This window comes from Gordonia zhaorongruii (assembly GCF_007559005.1).
Classification (GTDB): domain Bacteria; phylum Actinomycetota; class Actinomycetes; order Mycobacteriales; family Mycobacteriaceae; genus Gordonia; species Gordonia zhaorongruii.
This window is the reverse complement of record NZ_CP041763.1, coordinates 1,300,970-1,320,894: the sequence shown is the minus strand read 5'-3', so window position 1 is coordinate 1,320,894 and position 19,925 is coordinate 1,300,970. Positions and strand designations below refer to the sequence as shown.

Sequence of the window (19,925 nt, the reverse complement as noted above, 5' to 3'; positions counted from 1 at the left end):
GTCGACTCAGCCGCGCACCGCGGCCAGGACGGCGTCGGTTGCTCCGTCGACGGCAGCCTCGGCCGCATCGCCGGTGAACCGGTCGCGGATCTCGACGGTGCCGTTGGCCCAGCCTCGCCCGACGACCACGACGACCGGCATGCCCAACAGCTCGGCGTCCTTGAACTTGACGCCCGGCGACGCCTTGCGGTCGTCGAAGAGAATCGACAGTCCCGCCGCATCGAGGTCGTCGGCAAGCTGCTGTGCACCGGCGACCGCCGCCTCGTCCTTGTTCGCGATGACCAGGTGCACGTCGAACGGCGCCACCTCGCGCGGCCAGCGCAGCCCCTTCTCGTCGTGCATCTGCTCGGCGAGCACCGCGATCATCCGCGACACACCGAGGCCGTACGACCCCATCGTGACCCGGACCGGCTTCCCGTTCTCGCCGAGCACATCGAGTTCGAAGGCGTCGGTGTACTTGCGGCCGAGCTGGAAGATGTGTCCGATCTCGATCCCCTTGGCCGATTCGAGGACACCCTTGCCGTCCGGCGACGGATCACCGTCGCGCACCGAGGCCGCTTCGATGACGCCGTCCGCGGTGAAGTCGCGGCCTGCCACGAGACCGGTGTAATGCTTCCCCTTCTCATCGGCGCCGGTGATCCACGACGTGCCGTCGACCACGCGCGGGTCGACGAGGTACGTGAACCCTGCGCGCTGCACTCCCTTCGGTCCGATGTAGCCCTTGACCAGTGACGGGTTCGCCGCGAAGTCGGCGTCATCGAGGAGCTCCACCTCGCTGGGCTCGACCGCCGCCTCCAGCCGCTTCGGGTCCACATCGCGATCTCCGGGCACGGCGACTGCGGTGATCTCCCACTTTCCGCCCGGCTTGCGGATCTTCACCATCACGTTCTTGAGGGTGTCGGCGGCCGTGTACTCGCCGTCGAGCGCACTGTTCGCCCAGTCCACCAGCGTGTCGATGGTCGGGGTGTCGCCGGTGTCGCGCACGGTCGCCTCCGGCAGCGAGTCGAAGGCGACCGGGGCGGGGACCGGGGTGACGACTGCTTCCACATTGGCCGCGTAGTCCGACTCCGTGCTCCGCACGAAGGTGTCCTCTCCGACGTCGCACACCGCGAGGAACTCCTCGGACGCGCTCCCGCCCATCGCTCCCGAGGTCGCTGCAACGATCACGTACTCGACGCCGAGGCGGTCGAAGATCCGCTGGTAGGTCGCACGGTGCTTGTCGTACGACGCCTGCAACCCGGCTTCGTCGAGATCGAACGAGTAGGAGTCCTTCATCACGAACTCACGACCGCGAAGCAGTCCGGCGCGTGGCCGCTCCTCATCGCGGTACTTCGTCTGCACCTGGTAAAGGGTGGTCGGCAGATCCTTGTACGAGCTGTACTCGCCCTTCACGACCTGGGTGAACATCTCCTCGTGGGTGGGCCCGAGCATCATGTCGGCGCCCTTGCGATCCTTGAGGCGGAACAGCGCGTCGCCGTACTCGGCCCAGCGGCCGGTCGTCTCGTACGGCTCGCGCGGCAGAAGTGCGGGCAGCAGGATCTCCTGCGCTCCCATCGCATCCATCTCCTGCCGCACCACCGCTTCGACGTTGCGGAACACTTTGAGTCCCAGGGGCAGCCACGAATAGACACCCGGCGCACTCCGCCGGATGTAACCGGCGCGGACCAGCAACCGGTGGCTCGGCACCTCGGCATCTGCGGGGTCGTCTCGGAGGGTGCGGAGGAACAGGGCGGACATGCGAGTGATCACGGTGTACCAGCTTAGTTCGGGTGCACCGCGGTTGGTTAGGGTGGTCGCGTGCTCGTGATCCTGCCTCCCTCGGAGACCAAATCCGACGGCGGGACCGCTGTCCCGCTCGACCTCGATTCGCTGACCCTGCCGCGACTCAACGGCGTCCGTCGCCGTCTCGGCGACGCCGTCGTGGACCTGTCGTCGGATCTGGACGCCTCGCGTGCCGCACTGGGCCTCGGTACCAGCGACGCCGCCATCGCCGAGGTGGACCGCAACGCCGACCTCTGGCGCGCCCCGACTCGCACTGCGATCACCCGCTACACCGGCGTGCTCTACGACGCCCTCGACTACCCGGGATTGACGCGCGCATCCAAGACCAAGGCCGCCGACCGGTTGATGATCGGTTCCGCACTGTTCGGCGTCGTGGCCGCAACTGATCTCATTCCCGCGTACCGATTGTCAGGCGGATCCAAGCTGCCCGGCTTCGGCACCCTCGGATCGGTGTGGAAGCCGGTGCTGTCGCCGGCACTGGACGCGATCGACGAGTTCGTCCTGGATCTGCGTTCCGGCGTCTACCAGAAACTCGGTCCCGTCAGCGGCGCCGTGACGGCCACCGTCGTCACCGAGGGGGCCGATGGGTCACGCAAGGTTGTCAGTCACTTCAACAAGCACCACAAGGGGCTCATCGCCCGCGAGCTGGTCCGCACTCGGCGGACCGTCCGCGACGTCAACGCGCTGGCCGCCGTCCTGTCGGACGCGGGTCAACGGGTGGAGATCACCTCCCCGGTGGAGGTCACTGTCGTCACGGACTGAGTGTCCAGACTCATCGCCACCCGAGGTGGCCCTCCCGGTACTCGCCCGGCCCGGTCGCGCACGGTGAAGCCTGCGCGCTCGAACATGGATCGGAAGCCGGGATAGGCGTAGATCGGCGCGATATGCGCCTCCGGGTCGACCGGATACGCCTCGATGACGCCCGCTCCGCTCTCCCGAGCGAAGTCCACTGCGCTGGACAGTATCTGCTGACCGATCCCCTTGCGGCGCCGACCTCCCCGAGTGCGCAGGCAGAATATCGTCCAGGGGTCGCCGTCGGCCATGCGCGGAAACGCCTGCTCGTCGGCGAGTGCAGTGATGAGCGAGCGCCGAGCGACACCGGCCCACCCCACGACGTCACCGATGACGCCGTCCGCACTGGAGTCGTAGACGAGGATTCCGGGTTCGGGACGGGCGCCGCACAACTCGAATACCGCTGCCCGGCGCCCCGGAGGGTCCAGCTTCTGGGACTCCACGTTGCCGAGCCGATACGTCAGACACCAACACGCGGCCGCGTCCGGCCGCTTCTTGGGTCCGAGCATCTCTTCGACGTCGTCGAACAGTTCCTGTGTCGCCGGTCGGTAGGCGAAAGCGGATCCCATCGGCTGCTCATCTCCTGGTACTAGAAGGGTGGTTCACCGTAGTCGACGGCCGCTTCTCCGCGCGCCAGTTCACGCTCACGCGCCGTCCGATTCGCCGCCCGAACCCTCATTCGGTAGCGGTGCTTCTCCTGAGTGCGAGTCGCCGCCCGCTGGGGCGCGTTCTCCGCAGCGGCTGAACCGCAGCCGATGCTCGGCCCGTGCCTGCAGGCTTCAGACCGTGATGGAACCTGCACTTCGGATTCAGGTTGCACACGCACGTCGGGCCACCCGCACGATCGACGAAGAGCTCCGCAGTGAACTGCCGACACCCGACAGCATGGGCGTATAGACCGGCCACCTGGCACACCGGGTCGCACACCCGCGTGTACACGTCTCCGGCGTCACCGGATGCTTCGGTCGCTGCGGCCTCGCGCATGGTGGAGTCGAGCGCCCGATACATCGCCTCGTATCTGTGCCACATGATCAGACCCTCGTATGCGTCCGATCGGGCCGCGAATGCGACGAGGGAAGCGCCGCGGCCGAACCGGATGAAGTACCGGCGATCGTCGTAGTCATCAGCCCCCTCGATCATTCGAACGTGTGTTCTATACTATCTCTCTCGAACAAACGCCCGCAAGGAGCGGTCAGCACTGCGAATCGACGATGCGTAATCGACGATGAGGCTCGAACGGCTACAACTCGTCGTCACCTTCGTCGTCCAGCGCGGCGATCTGAGCCTTCTGCGCCCGGATGCGCCCGTAGCCGTACGCGGCGGACATCCCGATGACGCCGGTGATGAGACCGACCAGCATGCCGACTTCACCGGATTCGCCGCCGGAATCGGCCGAGATCCGGAAGATCCAGCCGTTCAGGGCGGTCACCGCGAGCAGTCCGAACGTGAGTGGAACCACGATCGTGGTCCACACGTTCCGAGCGACCGGTTCGATGCCCGCGCGTCGCCGGTAGAACTGCCACAGCGACATGATGACGACTGCGAATGCGACCAGCAGTGCGGTGACGACCGGATCCACGGTCCAGGAGACGATCGCCGCCACCAGGAGAAGCAGGCCGGTGACACCGGCGACCACTCGTGCGATCACCGGCCGAGAGCCTCGTCCGCATCGGTGAAGCCCGCGACCGTTCCGATGACGGCGATCGCCGGCGCGATCAGGTTCTGATCCCGGGCGGCATCCGCAGCTCCCGCGAGGTCGGTGCGGATGAGACGCTGATCCGGTCGCGACGCGTTCTCGATGAACGCGACCGGGGTGTCCCCCGGCCGACCTCCGGCGAGCAGGGCCTGCGCGAACTCGTCGATCCGTTTCACCGCCATCATCAGCACGATCGTGCCGCGCAACTGTGCCAGCGCCGCCCAGTCGGTCAGCGAGTCGGGATGGTCCGGCGCCACATGGCCGGACACGATGACCACCTCGTGAGTCACGCCCCGATGCGTCACCGGGATACCAGCCAGTCCCGGCCCGGCGATCGGACTGGCTATGCCCGGCACCACCGTCACGTCGACACCTGCCTCCACACAGGCCTGCAGCTCCTCGAATCCGCGGCCGTAGACGTAGGGATCACCGCCCTTCAACCGCACGACGAACTTTCCGGTCTTCGCCCGATCCACGAGGATCTCGTTGATCTTCTCCTGCCGCATCGCGCGGCCGTAGGGAACCTTCGCGGCGTCGATGACCTCGACCTGCGGTCCCAGCTCGTCGAGCAGACCCACCGGCGCGAGCCGGTCCGCGACCACCACGTCGGCGTCGGCCAGCAGGCGGCGTCCGCGAACCGTGATCAGGTCGTCGGCTCCGGGTCCGCCGCCGACCAGTGCGACCCCTGCTTCGTGTCGATGCTCGTCGGCGACGGTCAGCGATGTCCCGTCGGCGAATGCTGCGAGAATCGCCGCACGGGCGGCGGCCGAACGTCGGTGGTCCCCTCCTGCGAGCACACCGAAATGCAGGTCGCGGTGGTGGCCGGAGGCCGGCGTGACCGCCGTTCCGGCGCTTCCGTCATCTGCCCGGACGCAGAAGATCCGCCGCTCGGCGGCATCCGCGACGACGGCCTCATTGACTGCGGGGTCGTCCGTGCAGGCGATCGCGTACCACGCGTCGTCGAGGTCGGCGGGCGCGTAGGCACGGCGATGGACCGTGACCCTCGGTTCGGAGTCGACCGTCGGTGTCGGGTCGATCGCGACGACGTGCACCTCGGCCCCGGCAGCGAGCAGATTCGGCAGTCTGCGCTGGGCGACGCTGCCGCCGCCGACCACCACGACTCTCCGATCGCGCAGGTCGAGTCCGGCCAGGTAATGAGCGTGCCCCATGGTGATTCAGCCTAGTACCGGGCCCGCATCGGCCTATCCACCGGCCTGCTCGGCAGCCCGGACGAAGCGCCCGATCGCATGGGGTACCGCAGCCGGGTGCACATGCAGGTACGAAGCATGCACGCCGCCGCTGACGATGCCGTCGGTCACCGGCGCCCCCGCACCCGACGAGTCCGGTCCGCGCCACCCCCAGGCCGGGTCCCGATCCGAGGTGAAATCGACTGTGCTGCGATGGAATTCGTGTCCGGTGATCCGGTCACCCTCGCGGTACAGAACGGAGTCGGTCACCGCGACCGCGTCCCGGTAACCGAGCGTCAACCGAGGGCCGAACGCTCCGGTCGCGTCGAAGGCGCCGACCATCTGATGGCCGTCGAGGACAGACGCGAGGTACAGCAGGCCGGCACATTCGGCGTGGACGGGACGGCCGGCTGCGACATGGGCCGCGAGGTCGCGACGCAGCGGATCGTTGGCTGCCAGGTCAGCGGCGTGCTCCTCCGGAAACCCACCGCCGATGACGACTGCCGCCGTACCGGCGGGCAGACGGTCGTGCAGCGGATCGAATCCTTCGACACGCGCACCGGCCGCAGTGAGCATCTCCGGGTGCTCCGCGTATCCGAACGTGAATGCAGCCCCTTGCGCGACTGCGATCACCGGGCGTCCGAGCACCCGATGATCGGCCATCTCGTCATCGGGCGACCACGGCGGACACGTCACCCCGGCGGCAGTTCGAGCGGCGGCGACGATCGCGGGCACATCGAGACCGGCGCGTACGCGGTCGGTGATCGCCCCGACGGCGGCTATCGCGTCCGCACTGCGCTCGGCCGCGGGCACCAGTCCGAGGTGACGGGACGGGACTGCCAGGGCAGCGTCGCGGCGCACCACCCCGAAGACCGGAAGCCCCACTCTCTCGCATGCCTGGCGCAGCACCTGCTCATGACGGTCGGAGCCGACTCGGTTCAGGACCACCCCGGCCACTCGCACCGCGGGGTCGTACGACACGAATCCATGCAGGACCGCGGCCAGCGACTGACTGTGCCCGGCGGCGTCCACGACGAGTACTACCGGCGCCCCGAGCAGGGCGGCGACCTGCGCTGTGGAGCCGACGCCCAACGTGCCCGGATCATCGGTGATGCGTCCGTCGAACAGACCCATCACACCCTCGACGACTGCGATGTCCGCATCGGCGCAGCCGGCCGCGAACAAGGGCCGCACCCGATGCTCGCCGACCAGGTTGGGATCGAGATTCCGGCCAGGCCGACTCGCTGCGACGGCGTGGTATCCCGGATCGATGTAGTCCGGCCCCACTTTGAACGGCGCGACGACCTGGCCCGAGCCTGCGAGCGCGCCGATCAATCCCGTTGTGACAGTGGTCTTCCCGCTGCCCGACGCCGGTGCGGCGATCACCACCGTTGGAGTGCGGGCACCTACCACTCGATGCCCTTCTGTCCTTTTCGGCCGGCATCCATCGGATGCTTCACCTTCGTCATCTCGGTGACCAGATCGGCTGCCTCGACTAGCCCGTCCGGGGCATACCGTCCGGTGATGACGACGTGCTGGCGGCCGGGCCGAGCACCCAGCACCTCGACCACCTCATCGGTGTCGATCCAGCCCCAGTGCAGCGGATAGGTGAACTCGTCGAGCACGTAGAAGTCGTGCTTCTCATCGGCGATGCGTCGGGCGATCTCCGCCCATCCGGCCCGTGCGGCCGCCGCGTGATCATCGTCGGCGTCGGTGTTCTTCCGCAACCACGACCAGCCCTGCCCCATCTTGTGCCACTCGACCGGCCCGCCTTCGCCGGTCTCATCGTGCAGTCTCCCGAGAGCTCCCATGGTGGACTCCTCGCCGACCTTCCATTTCGCGCTCTTCACGAATTGGAAGACCGCAACACTCAGTCCGGCGTTCCAGGCACGCATCGCCATGCCGAACGCCGCGGTCGACTTCCCCTTACCGGGCCCGGTATGGACCGCGAGGACCGGCTGATTCCGGCGCTGCCTGGTGGTCAGTCCGTCGTTCGGGATCGATTCGGGCACGCCCTTCGGCATCTTTGAGTCCTCCTCGTACGGATGATTCCGGTCTGCACCGGATCGATTTCAGGCGACGCCGCGGACGCCCGCAGCCAAGCCGGTATCGGCGAGGTCGTCGAGACGCACGTACTCGGCACCGAGTCGGCGTGCGAGCGACACCGCGGTCCCGAGCCGGACGAAGCCCTGTTCACAGTCCACCACAACGCTCGTGATGCCACGCCGGGCCACCTCATCCGCCGCCGAATCCGCCTGTGCCGCAGCATCCATGCCATCGGATCCGCGACCGTTCGCCCGGCCGTCGGTGACCGCGATCAGCAACGGACGGCGTCGCGGGTCCGTGCGGGCGGCACGGTCGATCACCTCGAGGGCACGCCGGAAGCCCGCGGCCAGCGGGGTGCGCCCGCCCGTGCGAACTGCGGAGAGCCGGGCAACTGCGATGTCGACGGACCTGGTCGGCGGGACCGCCACGTACGCGTCGCGACCGCACGCCACGACGACCGCGACACGGTCGCGACGGGTGTACGAGTCGCGCAGCATCTCCACGCACGCGTCGCGCACTGCGGTGAGTCGCTTGCGCGCGGTCATCGAACCCGAGAGATCGACGAGGAACACCACGAGATTCGACTCCATGCCGATACGGTGCGCCCCACGAAGATCGGCGGGTTCGACCGCAGGCATCCCATCTCCGGTGCCGCGTCGTGCCGCCGCGAGCACGGTTCCGAACAGATGCACCGGAGTGCTCGAATCGAAGTCGATCGCCCGCACCGTCAAGCCGCGGGAACTGCGTGCGCGCGAGCGCCTGCCCATGTCGCCGTCGCCGACCCCGTCAGCGCGGAAGGTCCGGACCCTGGGCGAACCGGACGCCGGGCGCGACCCGAACTGGGGGCCGGTCGGCGCTCCCCCGCCACCGCCGCCGGGCGGGTCGGTGTCCGGGTCGGGATCGGTGTCGGGGTCAGGATCAGTGTCGGGGCCCTGGTCCCCGTTCTCCTGGTCCCCGTTCTCCTGGTCCCCGCTCTCCTGGTCCCCGCTCTCCTGGTCGCCGCTCTCCTGGTCGCCACTGTCCTGCTCCCCGGTCTCCGCCGCTTCGTCACCGGCTTGCAGCGCATCGTCGAGCTGTTCGCCGGACATCCCGGACTCGTCGAACGGATTGCGCCGACGTCGGTGCGGGAGCGCGAGTTCCGCGGCGACGCGCACGTCCTCCTCCTCGACGCGGTCCGATCCGCGCCATGCCGCATGCGCGGCCGCGGTTCGGGCCATGACGATATCGCCCCGGAGTCCGTCGACATCGAGGTGCGCGCAGATGCCGGCGATCCGGCGCAACTCGGTCGCCGACACCTGGACGGTCGCCAGCAGGGCGCGCGCTTGGGCGATCCGCGCCGCGAGGAGATCCTCGTCGTCGGCGTGGCGCGCCGCGAACCCGCCGGGATCGGCGTCGTAATCCATGCGGGATGTCACGATCGCCACCCGCTCGTCCACGTCCCGCGCTCCGGCGACGTCGACGACGAGGCCGAACCGGTCGAGTAATTGCGGCCGCAACTCCCCTTCCTCCGGGTTCATGGTGCCGACCAGGACGAACGCCGCCGACTGCGTGTGCGAGACGCCGTCCCGTTCCACGGTGACGCGACCGCTCGCCGCGGCATCGAGCAGCACGTCGACGAGGTGATCCGAGAGGAGGTTGACTTCGTCGATGTACAGCACACCGCCGTCCGCCTGAGCCAGCAGACCCGGAGTGAAGTGCGCCTGTCCGTCGCGCAGCACCCGGGTCAGGTCGAGGGATCCGACGACTCGGTCCTCGGTGGCACCGATCGGCAGTTCCACGACGCGCGACGCCCCACCGAGCAAGGGCGCGAGGCCGCGGACGATCGTCGACTTGGCAGTGCCCTTCTCGCCGCGGATCAGCACGCCGCCGATCCCCGGCGCCACGGCCGAGAGGACCAGGGCCAGCTTCAGTCGGTCCTGGCCGACGACCGCGCCGAACGGATAGTGCGCACCGGGTCCCGACATCGAGTCAGTCTGCGCTGGTGTCGGCGTTCGCGTCCGGACCTGCGGTCAGCGCGTCGGTGTCCGGAGCCTGGGTACCGGTCAGGTTCAGACTGCGGTTGGTCCAGTCCCACACCTCGCGGTACAGGGACGGGTTCTCGTTCAGCTTCTGACCGAAGGAGGGCATGATCTCGGTGAGCTTGCCGCGCCAGCCGTCGTAGTGAGCGGTGAAGCACTTCTCGAGGATCGAGAGCATCGCCGGAACGGCGGTCGACGCACCCGGCGACGCACCGAGCAGACCGGCCATCGTGCCGTCCTCCGAGGTGACCACCGCGGTACCGAACTCGAGGCTGCCGCCCATGCCGTTCTTACGGATCACCTGCACGCGTTGGCCTGCGGTGATCAGCTCCCAATCCTCACCGACGGCGAGCGGTGCGAACTCCTGGAGTGTGTTGACGCGGTCTCCGTGGCTCGCCGCCAGCTCCGAGATCAGGTACTTGAGGAGACCGAACTCCTTCGGAGCGATCGACATCATCGGCAGCAGGTTGCTGGGCTTGACCGACTTGGGCAGGTCCATGAACCCGCCGGTCTTGAGGAACTTCGGCGACCAGCCCGCGTACGGACCGAACAGGAGCCCCTTGTCGTTGTTGATGACGCGCGTGTCCAGATGCGGGACGGACATCGGCGGAGCGCCGACGGCCGCCTGGCCGTACACCTTCGCCGAATGCTGCTCGATGACATCCGGGTTGGTGCAGCGGAAGAACTCACCGCTGACCGGGAAGCCGCCGAAGCCCTTGGCCTCCTTGATGCCCGACTTCTGCAGGAGGTGCAGCGCGCCGCCACCCGCGCCCACGAACACGAACCGTGCCTCGACGCGGAATTTCTCACCGGTGCGAGTGTTGCGCACCTTGACGATCCAGCTGCCGTCGGACTGCTTGCTCAGATTGCGGATCTCGTGGCCGTAGTACAGGTCGGCATCCCGGCCCACGTAGTTCAGCAGCTGCTGACTCAGCGCACCGAAGTCGACGTCGGTGCCCTGGTCGAACCAGTTGAGCGCCACCGGATCGGCGAAGTCGCGACCCTCCGCCATCAACGGGAGGCGCTCGCTGAACGTGGTGTCGTCGTTGATGTACTCCATGCCCTCGAACAGGGTCTGGCTCGACAGCGCAGCGTGGCGCTTGCGCAGGAACTCGACACCCGACTCGCCGTGGCAGAAGCTCACATGCGGGATGGGATTGATGAACTCGTTGGGAGCGCCGAGCACTCCGTTGTCCACGCCGTGCGCCCAGAACTGGCGCGACATCTGGAACTGCTCGTTGATGTTGAGCGCCTTGGTGATGTCGATCTCACCGTCCGGTCCGGCCGGCGTGTAGTTCAGCTCGCACAGCGCCGAGTGACCGGTGCCCGCGTTGTTCCAGGGGTCGCTGCTCTCGGCAGCCGCCGCCTCGAGCCGCTCGAACACGCTGATCGACCAACTCGGCTCCAGCTGGCGCAAGATGGTGCCGAGGGTCGCGCTCATGATGCCTGCGCCGATCAACGCCACGTCCGTCTTGATGACCTTCTGCGACACGCTGCTGCTCTCTTCCGCTGACTGTGTGGATCCGAATCCACCGGCGGCGACGTTCTCGACCCGTCGATGAATTTCTCTGCGCTCCATTGTCCACCATCGACGATCCGGGACCAGCATCGGTCCGGCGAAATGTGTCCCGTGAGACAACGCATTAGGCTGGGCTCGTGATCACTGATTGGCGTCCCGACGAGCTCCTCGACGGCTTCGAAGTCCGCACCATTCCGCTCGCCGCAGACCCGGACGGCGAAGACCCGATCTCGGCCCACCTGGTGCGGCGAGGTGAGAGTCCTGCCGAGCCGCGCGGCGCGGTCCTGTACGTGCACGGGTTCACCGACTACTTCTTCCAGACCGGCATCGCCGACTACTTCCACGCCCGCGGTTACGCCTTCTACGCGCTCGATCTGCGCAAATGCGGCCGATCCCTGTCACCGCATCATCAACCGCACTACATCACCGACCTTCGGTACTACGACGAGGAATTGAATCAGGCTCTCGACATCGTGACCGATGAGGTGAGCGCCGCAGGCGGTTCGCCGCGAGTGATCGTCGCAGCTCATTCGACCGGCGGGCTGGTGACACCCCTGTGGCTGGACCGCATGCGCACCACCGATCCCGAACGGCACGGGCACATCGTCGGGCTGGTCCTGAACAGCCCGTGGCTCGACCTGCAGGGTGAGGCCGTGCTTCGCACGGCGCCGGTTACGAAGCTGATCACCGCGATCGGCGCCATACGCGGGAAGCAGCACGTTCCCCGTGAGCTCTCCGAGGCGTACGGACACAGCCTGCACAGCGACAGCCACGGGGAATGGACCTACGACCTGGTCCGGAAGCCGCTCGGCGGGTTCCCGGTGACCTTCGGTTGGCTGGCCGCGGTCCGGGCGGGCCAGGGTGCTCTGCATGCCGGTCTGAACATCGGTGTGCCCGCATTGCTGCTCCGATCGGACAAGTCGCACTTCGCCGCCGCCTACCGACCCGCCGTCGACACTGCTGACTGCGTGCTCGACGTCAAGCAGATCGCCCAATGGTCGGGCTGCATCGGCGAGCGAGTGCTGGCCGTCGCAGTCCCCGACGCCCGTCACGATGTGTTCCTCTCGATCCCGGCCGCACGCGAACAGGCGTACGCCGAGGTCGACTCCTGGATGGAAAGCGAGTTCGAACGATGACCGACAATTCCGCGACAACCGGTCCCCGGTCAGTGGATCTGGCCATCATCGGCACCGGGAGCGGCAATTCGATCCCCGACGACCGGTTCGACTCCACGTCTATCGCCATCTTCGAGGAGGGCGTGTACGGCGGCACGTGCCTGAACGTCGGCTGCATCCCGACGAAGATGTTCGTGTACGCGTCCGACGTCGCCGACGCGATCGCGGATTCCGCGAAGTACGGCGTCCACGGCCGCATCGACTCCGTCGACTGGCCGGCGATCGTTGCGCGCGTGTTCGGCCGCGTCGACCCGATATCGGCGGGCGGTCGCGAGTACCGCGTGAACCGCTGCGAGAACATCACCGTCTACGAGAGTCACGTCCGGTTCGACGGGCGAGCCGACGACGGTCGATACCGTCTGGTCACCGACGCGGGCGATGAGGTGCTGGCGACGCAGGTGATCCTGGCCGCAGGCGCTCGGCCCTCGATACCCGATGCGATCGCCGATGCCGGAGTCCCCTACTACACGAACAACGACGTCATGCGGCTCCCCGCACTGCCCGATCGGCTCGTCATCATCGGCAGCGGCTACATCGCGTCGGAGTTCGCCCACGTCTTCTCCTCCCTCGGCACCCGGGTGTCGGTCATCGCCCGCGGACCGAAGCTCCTCCGCGCACTCGACTCCGACATCAGCGGCCGGTTCACCGAGGTGTCCCAGACGCAGTGGGACGTGCACCTGAACACCGACGTGACCGGCGCGTCCGCACTGCCCGGGGATGACGGCGGCGCCGGGGTGCGACTCGAGTTCGCGGACGGCGCCACGATCGACGCCGACGCACTCCTGGTCGCCACCGGACGGACTCCGAACGGCGACAAGCTCTCTCTCGAGACGATCGGCATCGCGCTCACCGACGACGGACGCGTGCCGGTCGACGAGTACGGGCGCACACCGGCGCACGGTGTGTGGGCACTCGGCGACGTCAGCTCTCCGTACCAGCTCAAGCACGTCGCCAACCACGAGCAGCGCGTCGTGCAGCGCAACCTCCTCGCCGGCTTCGACGCTGACTCCCTCGAATCGTTCGATCACCGGTTCGTGCCCGCCGCGGTGTTCACCGATCCCCAGGTCGCCTACGTCGGCCTCACCGAGAGCCAGGCTGGCGAGCAGGGTCTGGACATCACGGTGAAAGTGCAGGACTACGGTGACGTCGCATACGGGTGGGCGATGGAGGACACGACGGGGCTGTGCAAGCTGATCGCCGAACGCGGCACCGGCCGCATCCTCGGCGCACACATCATCGGTCCGCAGGCCTCGAGCATCATCCAGCCGGCCATCCAGGCGATGAGCTTCGGACTCACCGCACCCGAGATGGCGCGCGGCCAGTACTGGATTCACCCGGCGCTGCCCGAGGTCCTCGAGAACGCGCTCCTGGGACTCGAGGTGTAGGCAGACTCAGAACCAGGACGACCGCAGCGAGATCTCGCTGGCGACGGCCTCGGGAGCCTTCTGCGGAACCCAATGGTCCACTCCGGTGATGGTGGAGAACCGGAAGTCGCCGTAGGCGTACCGGCCGCTGAGCTCGGCCTGCTCCCGACCGAGGGCCGAGTCGCCGTCGCTCCACAGCATGGTCGTCGGAATCTCGACCGGCGGGCATGCGAGGGTCTCCGCGATATCGCCGGTGAAGTTGGCGCGATACCAGTTGAGCGGTCCGGTCAGCGCCCCCGGCTCGAGCAGCGGCGCGATCTCGTCCGCGGTGACACCGCTCCGGCGCAGCAGCACGCCCTCGCGCGCGGACAGCATCTCCTCCGCGCCGGGATCGATGAACTTCTCGATGTACGACGACCGCTCGCGCTGGTCTGAACCGAGCTGCAACGCGTCGCGCATCGCCGACGGATGCCCGGTGCTCACGGCCACCAGACCGGTGAACCGTTCCGGATGCTTGGCCGCGAGCTGCCACGCGACGATTCCGCCCCAATCGTGACCGACCACCATCGAGTAGGCGATGTTCAGATGCCCGAGTACGCCGAGAACGTCACCGGTCAGCTTGTCGAGTCGGTAGTCCTCGACGCTCTCCGGCCGGGCCCCGGGGCTGTAGCCCCGCTGGTCGATGGTGACGGTCCGCAGTCCTGCGTCGTGCAGGCGCGGGATGACCAGGTCGAAGCAACGTGAATCCACGGGGAAGCCGTGCAGCAGGACCACCCAGGGCCCGCGTGCAGGTCCGCTGGTCTTCACATCGAACGTCAGACCGTCATAGTCGACTTTCAGGTGCTCGGTTTCCATCCAACAAGGATATGACGGACGGGAGGATCGGTGCACCATCGCGGAGCAATCTGTGGACACTGTTCATATCGACGTGCGCCGTGACCAGGTCGGCGATCGAATCGAGTTGTCGCTCACGTTCGGCTGCGGCCGACACCCCGGCACCCGGAGTGAAATCGGCCCGGCCCACCGTCGCCGCGACCTCCCGCAGGAACCGCCGACGGAACCCGTCGCTGTCGAGCACTCCGTGGCAGTGCGTTCCGTACACCGGACCCGACCGAGCGCCTTCCGGACCGGTCTCGGCGTCGACCAGCCACGCCTGCTCGTCACTGCGCGCCACGACACCATGATGGATCTCGTAACCCGTCACCGGCACGGTCCCCTCGCCACCGGCGTGCGTGAACGCAGCACCGGTGAACCGGCGGAGCGTCTTATCCGCCCGGAACTCGACGTCCACGTCCAGGATTCCGAGGCCGTCGACACGTCCCGCCTGCTCCGCTTCGACGCCGTCGTCGATGGTGCGCGCGAGCATCTGGAATCCGCCGCACACGCCCAGCACCGGACGTCCGCGCCGGGCCCGCTCGACGAGGGCGTCACCGATGCCCCGCGCGCGCAGCCACGCCAGATCGGAGACGGTGGCCCGGGTTCCCGGCACCACGACCAGGTCCGCGGCGCTCACCGCCGCCGGATCGTCGACCCAGACGACGTCCACATCCGGTTCGCAGGCGAGCGCCTCGACGTCGGTCGTGTTCGAGGTGCGGGGCAGCCGAATGGCCGCCACGCTCAGCCGTGCGCCGCCGGTACCGAGACCCGCTTCACCGACGCGCTGTCCGACCGGAGACGCCAGCGAGTCCTCGGCATCGATCCACAGTCCGGACGCATACGGGAGGACACCGAGAGTCGGGCGTCCGGTTCGTTCGGCGACGATGTCGAGGCCCGGCGTCAGCAGTGCCGGATCGCCGCGGAACTTGTTGATCACGAATCCCGCCACCAGTGCCTGATCAGCCGGCTCGAGAAGGGCGACGGTGCCGAAGAGATGAGCCAGCGAGCCGCCTCGGTCGATGTCGGTGACCAGCAGGACGGGCAGGTGCGCCGCTCGCGCGAGTCCCATGTTCGCGATATCCGTAGCCCGCAGATTGACCTCGGCGACCGACCCGGCACCTTCGCAGATCACCACGTCGTAGTCGCGCCGCAGCGACGCCAGCTCATCGGCCACGACGTCTGCCAGTTCGGCCCGCCTGGCGTGGTAGTCGGCGGCGCCGACGTCACCGTACGGCCGTCCGCGAACGATGACGTGCGATCGGCGGTCGCTGCCGGGCTTGAGGAGCACCGGATTGAACCGGGTGTCCGGTTCGAGTCCGCACGCCGCGGCCTGCAAGGCCTGCGCTCGTCCGATCTCGCCGCCGTCGAGCGTGACCGCCGAGTTGTTCGACATGTTCTGCGCTTTGAACGGCGCAACCGACACGCCCTCGCGGGCCAGCGCGCGGCACAGTCCGGCGACGATCAGACTCTTGCCCGCGTCACTGCTCGTACCCCCGACGAGCAGCGCGCCGCCCGGGCCTCCCGAGCCGTCCACGCGTGTCGCGGTCACTCGTCGGGCAGGGTGAGGACCTCAGCGCCGGAATCGGTGACCACCAGCGTGTGCTCGAACTGGGCGGTCCATTTCCGGTCTTTCGTCACGACGGTCCAGTCGTCGTCCCACATCTCCCACTCGAGTCCGCCGAGGTTGATCATCGGCTCGATGGTGAAGACCATGCCGGGTTCGAGGATCGTCTCGACACCGGGCTGGTCGTAGTGCAGCACGATCAGCCCGTTGTGGAACGTCTCGCCGATCCCGTGGCCGGTGAAGTCGCGGACCACGGTGTAATCGAAACGGTTCGCGTACGCCTCGATCACCCGGCCGACCACGTTGAGCGCCCGCCCCGGCTTCACGGCCTTGATAGCGCGTTCGGTCGCGATCCGGGTCCGGTCGACGAGGTCCCGGTGCTCCTGCGACACGTCCCCGGCCAGGAAGGTGGCGTTGGTGTCGCCGTGCACGCCGTCGATGTAGGCGGTCACGTCGATGTTCACGATGTCGCCGTCCTGGACCACCGTCGAATCCGGAATCCCATGGCAGATCACCTCATTGAGCGATGTGCAGCACGACTTCGGGAAGCTCCGGTAGCCGAGGGTCGAGGGGTAGGCGCCGTGCTCGACCATGTACTCGTGAGCCACTCGGTCGAGTTCGTCAGTGGTGACGCCCGGTGCGACGGCGCGTCCCGCCGCCGCGAGGGCGTTGGCGGCGATCCTGGACGCAAGACGCATCTTCTCGATCGTCTCCGGGGTCTGCACCCAGGGTTCGTTGCCTTCCTGAGCGGTCGGTTTCCACACGTACTCCGGCCGCTCGATCGCATCGGGGACGGACCGGATCGGCGAGACGACGCCGGGAGTCAGAGGAGCGCGCACAGTCATGGTCCGATTGTTTCATGCCGCCAGTTCGTTTGACGCCGACCGTCTCCTCGTGCCGACGCCGACCGTCTCCTCGTGCCGACGCCGTCAGCGGGCACCCGCCGCAACGGCGGTCCCCTCGATTGCGAGATCCGAACCGCTAGTAAGGTACTCCTAACAACGATCAGTGCACACTCGCAGACAGGCAGGGCCCCCGGTGACCGAGACTCCGCGCGCCCGAGTGCGTACTCGGTTCCCGGGCACCTTCGTGGTCGTCCTCGCCGCAGTCCTCGCGGTCGCCACCGCCTCACTCGCCGGATGCACCACTGCGCCGATCGACACCGGAGCCCTGCACTCCGAGTCGGCTGCGCCGCTGCGCTCGGGTCCGACGACTGCGCGGATCGCCCGCTCCGACGTGGTGCCGGTGGTCGCCGACACCACCCCGGCACCGCGCGCCGACCGCATCATCGCCCTCGACCGCAACGGCACCCTCGGCACCATCGTGTTCGCGCTCGGCCTCGGTCCGCACGTCGTCGGACGCGACCGGTCGACTACCTTCCCGTCTGCGGCACGGTTGCCGGTGGTCACCGACACCGGGCACGCCATCAACACCGAACGAGTTCTCGACGCCTCCCCCACGATCGTCTTGACCGGTACCGACGCCAACCCCGCCAACGCGGTGGGAGCGCTGCGCGACGCCGGGATGGACGTCGTCCGGTTCACGTCCGAACGGTCCGTCGCCGGGTCGGCGAAACTCATCCGCGATGTCGCGGCGGCCCTCGGCGTTCCCGTCGCCGGCGAGAAGCTGGTCGCGCGGACGCAGTCGGAGATCGCACAGGCGAAACGGCACATCCCGACGCCGTCGGGCGATCCGACGATCGCGTTCCTCTACGTCCGCGGCGAGCACCTCATCCTCCTCGCGGGTCCGCGCTCCGGAGCCGACGACCTCATCAGGAACCTCGGCGGGGTGGACGCCGGGACCGAAGCCGGCCTGACCGCCCCGTTCACCCAGGTCAGCACCGAGAAGATGATGCGAGCAGATCCGGACGTGATCCTCGTGATGACCCAGGGCGCAGATTCGGTCGGCGGATTGGACGAGGTGCTCGCGCTCCCCGCCGTCGCCGAGACCCGGGCGGGACGGGCCCAGCGAATCGTCGCCATGGACGAGACGCAGATCCTTATGTTCGGTCCGGACTCAGGACTCGTCCTCCAGGCGCTGGCCGAGGCAGTCTATGCGTGAGGTGAAGGGACCGGCTCTCGTCTCCATCGCGCGCAGCCGCGTGTTCTGGGTCTGCGCCGCGATGCTCGTCCTCCTCGGGGTCATCGTCGTGATCTCGGCGGGCACCGGATCGGTCCACGTCTCTCCCGTCGAGGTCCTCGGTTCCATCGCGCACCATTGGCACCTCGACATCGGACCGCTGCCGAGTCATCCGAACGGCGAGAACGCACTCTGGATCACCCGCTTCCCGCGCATCCTGCTCGGCCTTCTGGTCGGGGTCGCCCTCGGCGCCGCCGGCTGCCTCCTCCAGGGCATGCTCGCCAATCCACTCGCCGAGCCCGGCATCATCGGCATCTCGTCCGGTGCCGCGATCGGCGCGTGCCTGATGATCGTGATCGGCGGCACGGGTACCAACGGGTGGGCCGTTGCAGGCGCGGCGGGGCTGTTCGGCCTGCTGACGACTGCAGCCGTCTACACCCTGAGCATGCGCGACGGTTCGTCATCGACCGTGATGCTGGTGCTCACCGGTATCGCCGTCAACGCCTTCGCGCTCGGCGTGATCGCCTACCTCACCTACGTCGCCAGCACCGCAGCGCGCGAGCAGATCGTGTTCTGGCAACTCGGATCGCTCGCGGGCAACATCTCGTGGGACCAGGTGAAGATCGTGGCGCCGCTGGTGGTCGCGGCGCTCGCCGCAGGCTGTGTTCTGGTGCGCAAACTCGATCTGCTCGCACTCGGCGAGGTGCAGGCGGCATCGCTGGGCGTCAACGTCGAAGTGGTGCGACGGCAGGTGATCGTGCTGGTCGCGATCCTCACCGCGGCCGCGGTCAGCTTCACCGGCATCCTGATGTTCGTTGGCCTGATCGTCCCTCATGTCATGCGGCTCCTCGTCGGCCCGCGGCACGCGGTCCTGCTGCCCGCCAGTGCCATCGGCGGCGCCCTCGTCGTCGCTGCCGCCGATCTCGCCGCCCGCACGATGACCGACGGCGAACTCCCGCTCGGCATGCTGACGTCGCTGATCGGCGGCCCGGCGTTCTTCCTTCTCCTGCGTCGCCGGAACGCGGGGGCCGGCTGGTGACCGCCGCCGTGCGCGCACGCGCGATCAGCGTCGACCGCGGTGGCCGGACGGTGGTGTCCGGCGTCGACCTCGACGCTGCCCCGGGGCAGCTGCTGGCGCTCGTCGGCCCGAACGGCTGCGGCAAATCGACGCTGCTCTCCGTGATCGCCGGACTGCGCGCTCCCGCCGATGGCCGGGTGCACATCGGCGACGACGACGTCCGCCGCATCGGGTCCCACGAACTGGCACGCCGACGTGCCCTGGTCACGCAGACCAACCGGGTCGATACGCCGTTCACCGTCCGCGAGGTCGTCGAGATGGGCCGGTTTCCGTGGACGCGGACACCCGAGGCGGCGCGTTCCGCCGAGATCGTCGAGGAGGCCATCGCGCTCTGCGAACTGCAGGACCTGGTCGACCGGCCGTTCTCCCATCTCTCCGGCGGACAGCAGGCGCGAGTCTCACTCGGACGCGCGCTGGCCCAGGACACTCCGGTCCTCCTCCTCGACGAGCCGACCGCGGCCCTGGACATCGCCCACAGCGAGCAGGTCATGTCCATCCTGCGGGCCCGCGCCCGCGCCGGTGCCACCGTGCTGCTCGTGGTGCACGACCTCTCGCTCGCCGCCGCCTACGCGGACCGCGTCGCCGTCATGAAGGACGGCGAGATCCTCGACAGCGGCGAGGTCCCCGAGGTGATGACCGCCGACCTGCTGTCGCGGACCTACGATCACCCGGTAATGGTGTTCGACCACCCGGACACCGGGGAGCGCATGGTCGTCCCCCGCCGCTGAGTCTCAGTTCTCCTGTGTGCG

18 protein-coding genes are annotated in these 19,925 nt (G+C 68.2%); 6 read left to right on the top strand and 12 right to left on the bottom strand.

Annotation, left to right across the window (positions count from 1 at the left end; genetic code table 11):
• Nucleotides 1-6: 6 nt before the first annotated feature.
• Nucleotides 7-1,737, bottom strand: a complete 1,731-nt coding sequence (locus FO044_RS06050) for a proline--tRNA ligase (RefSeq protein ID WP_143965952.1) — start codon at nt 1,735-1,737, stop codon at nt 7-9.
• Nucleotides 1,738-1,797: 60 nt separating this feature from the next.
• Here FO044_RS06050 and FO044_RS06045 point away from each other — a divergent pair, with 60 nt between their 5' ends.
• A complete protein-coding gene (locus FO044_RS06045; RefSeq protein ID WP_143965431.1) occupies nt 1,798-2,544 on the top strand; it encodes a YaaA family protein in 747 nt (248 codons plus the stop codon).
• Here the strand turns inward: FO044_RS06045 and FO044_RS06040 are convergent.
• The 8 genes from FO044_RS06040 to mqo all read right to left on the bottom strand — a co-directional run bounded on the left by FO044_RS06040 (nt 2,493) and on the right by mqo (nt 11,085).
• Entirely contained in the window at nt 2,493-3,143 is a 651-nt protein-coding gene (locus tag FO044_RS06040) for a GNAT family N-acetyltransferase (RefSeq protein ID WP_143965430.1), read from the bottom strand. The genes FO044_RS06045 and FO044_RS06040 overlap by 52 nt on opposite strands.
• A gap of 106 nt (nt 3,144-3,249) precedes the next feature.
• Nucleotides 3,250-3,714 (bottom strand): hypothetical protein, encoded by a 465-nt coding sequence (locus tag FO044_RS15140; RefSeq protein ID WP_244945794.1) that lies wholly within the window; start codon nt 3,712-3,714, stop codon nt 3,250-3,252.
• A gap of 100 nt (nt 3,715-3,814) precedes the next feature.
• Nucleotides 3,815-4,222 (bottom strand): hypothetical protein, encoded by a 408-nt coding sequence (locus tag FO044_RS06030; protein ID WP_132993620.1) that lies wholly within the window; start codon nt 4,220-4,222, stop codon nt 3,815-3,817.
• Entirely contained in the window at nt 4,219-5,439 is a 1,221-nt protein-coding gene (cobA, locus tag FO044_RS06025; RefSeq protein ID WP_143965429.1) for a uroporphyrinogen-III C-methyltransferase, read from the bottom strand. The genes FO044_RS06030 and cobA overlap by 4 nt, the downstream gene beginning before the upstream one ends.
• Nucleotides 5,440-5,472: 33 nt before the next feature.
• Nucleotides 5,473-6,870 (bottom strand): cobyrinic acid a,c-diamide synthase CobB, encoded by a 1,398-nt coding sequence (locus tag FO044_RS06020; RefSeq protein WP_235831487.1) that lies wholly within the window; start codon nt 6,868-6,870, stop codon nt 5,473-5,475.
• Nucleotides 6,864-7,481, bottom strand: a complete 618-nt coding sequence (gene cobO / locus FO044_RS06015) for a cob(I)yrinic acid a,c-diamide adenosyltransferase (protein ID WP_132993622.1) — start codon at nt 7,479-7,481, stop codon at nt 6,864-6,866. Before cobO ends, FO044_RS06020 begins: the two co-directional genes overlap by 7 nt.
• A 48-nt stretch (nt 7,482-7,529) precedes the next feature.
• Nucleotides 7,530-9,467 carry an AAA family ATPase gene (locus tag FO044_RS06010; protein WP_143965428.1) on the bottom strand — a complete coding sequence of 646 codons (1,938 nt, stop codon included), beginning with the start codon at nt 9,465-9,467 and terminating at the stop codon, nt 7,530-7,532.
• Between the two features lie 4 nt (nt 9,468-9,471).
• Nucleotides 9,472-11,085 carry a malate dehydrogenase (quinone) gene (gene mqo, locus FO044_RS06005; protein ID WP_268896117.1) on the bottom strand — a complete coding sequence of 538 codons (1,614 nt, stop codon included), beginning with the start codon at nt 11,083-11,085 and terminating at the stop codon, nt 9,472-9,474.
• A 92-nt stretch (nt 11,086-11,177) separates the two neighbouring features.
• Here mqo and FO044_RS06000 point away from each other — a divergent pair, with 92 nt between their 5' ends.
• Nucleotides 11,178-12,176, top strand: coding sequence for an alpha/beta hydrolase (locus FO044_RS06000; protein ID WP_143965427.1), 999 nt, complete (start codon nt 11,178-11,180; stop codon nt 12,174-12,176).
• Nucleotides 12,173-13,600, top strand: coding sequence for a mycothione reductase (mtr, locus tag FO044_RS05995; RefSeq protein WP_143965426.1), 1,428 nt, complete (start codon nt 12,173-12,175; stop codon nt 13,598-13,600). Before FO044_RS06000 ends, mtr begins: the two co-directional genes overlap by 4 nt.
• 6 nt (nt 13,601-13,606) lie before the next feature.
• Here the strand turns inward: mtr and FO044_RS05990 are convergent, their stop codons facing one another.
• The 3 genes from FO044_RS05990 to map are packed head-to-tail and all read right to left on the bottom strand — an operon-like array spanning nt 13,607 to nt 16,864.
• On the bottom strand, nt 13,607-14,434 hold the full coding sequence (locus tag FO044_RS05990) for an alpha/beta fold hydrolase (protein ID WP_143965425.1): 828 nt from the start codon (nt 14,432-14,434) through the stop codon (nt 13,607-13,609).
• On the bottom strand, nt 14,403-16,004 hold the full coding sequence (locus tag FO044_RS05985) for a cobyric acid synthase (protein WP_244945793.1): 1,602 nt from the start codon (nt 16,002-16,004) through the stop codon (nt 14,403-14,405). The genes FO044_RS05990 and FO044_RS05985 overlap by 32 nt, the downstream gene beginning before the upstream one ends.
• Nucleotides 16,001-16,864: a type I methionyl aminopeptidase gene (map, locus tag FO044_RS05980; RefSeq protein ID WP_132993628.1), complete on the bottom strand. Its 864-nt coding sequence runs from the start codon at nt 16,862-16,864 to the stop codon at nt 16,001-16,003. The genes FO044_RS05985 and map overlap by 4 nt, the downstream gene beginning before the upstream one ends.
• A gap of 193 nt (nt 16,865-17,057) precedes the next feature.
• On the opposite strand from map, the gene FO044_RS05975 reads away from it, so the two are divergent.
• From FO044_RS05975 to FO044_RS05965, 3 genes are read left to right on the top strand one after another with little or no spacing between them, the layout of a single operon-like run.
• A complete protein-coding gene (locus tag FO044_RS05975) occupies nt 17,058-18,080 on the top strand; it encodes a heme/hemin ABC transporter substrate-binding protein (RefSeq protein ID WP_143965424.1) in 1,023 nt (340 codons plus the stop codon).
• Nucleotides 18,073-19,137, top strand: a complete 1,065-nt coding sequence (locus FO044_RS05970; RefSeq protein WP_132993630.1) for a FecCD family ABC transporter permease — start codon at nt 18,073-18,075, stop codon at nt 19,135-19,137. The genes FO044_RS05975 and FO044_RS05970 overlap by 8 nt, the downstream gene beginning before the upstream one ends.
• Entirely contained in the window at nt 19,134-19,904 is a 771-nt protein-coding gene (locus FO044_RS05965; RefSeq protein ID WP_244945792.1) for a heme ABC transporter ATP-binding protein, read from the top strand. The genes FO044_RS05970 and FO044_RS05965 overlap by 4 nt, the downstream gene beginning before the upstream one ends.
• Nucleotides 19,905-19,925 lie beyond the last annotated feature (21 nt).

Coding starts and splice junctions, on each gene's coding strand:
- FO044_RS15140 (WP_244945794.1), bottom strand. CDS start 3,714: ATGATCGAGGGGGCTGATGACTACGACGATCGCCGGTACTTCATCCGG.
- map (WP_132993628.1), bottom strand. CDS start 16,864: ATGACTGTGCGCGCTCCTCTGACTCCCGGCGTCGTCTCGCCGATCCGG.
- FO044_RS06050 (WP_143965952.1), bottom strand. CDS start 1,737: ATGTCCGCCCTGTTCCTCCGCACCCTCCGAGACGACCCCGCAGATGCC.
- FO044_RS05990 (WP_143965425.1), bottom strand. CDS start 14,434: ATGGAAACCGAGCACCTGAAAGTCGACTATGACGGTCTGACGTTCGAT.
- cobA (WP_143965429.1), bottom strand. CDS start 5,439: ATGGGGCACGCTCATTACCTGGCCGGACTCGACCTGCGCGATCGGAGA.
- FO044_RS06010 (WP_143965428.1), bottom strand. CDS start 9,467: ATGTCGGGACCCGGTGCGCACTATCCGTTCGGCGCGGTCGTCGGCCAG.
- mtr (WP_143965426.1), top strand. CDS start 12,173: ATGACCGACAATTCCGCGACAACCGGTCCCCGGTCAGTGGATCTGGCC.
- cobO (WP_132993622.1), bottom strand. CDS start 7,481: ATGCCGAAGGGCGTGCCCGAATCGATCCCGAACGACGGACTGACCACC.
- FO044_RS06040 (WP_143965430.1), bottom strand. CDS start 3,143: ATGGGATCCGCTTTCGCCTACCGACCGGCGACACAGGAACTGTTCGAC.
- FO044_RS05970 (WP_132993630.1), top strand. CDS start 18,073: ATGCGTGAGGTGAAGGGACCGGCTCTCGTCTCCATCGCGCGCAGCCGC.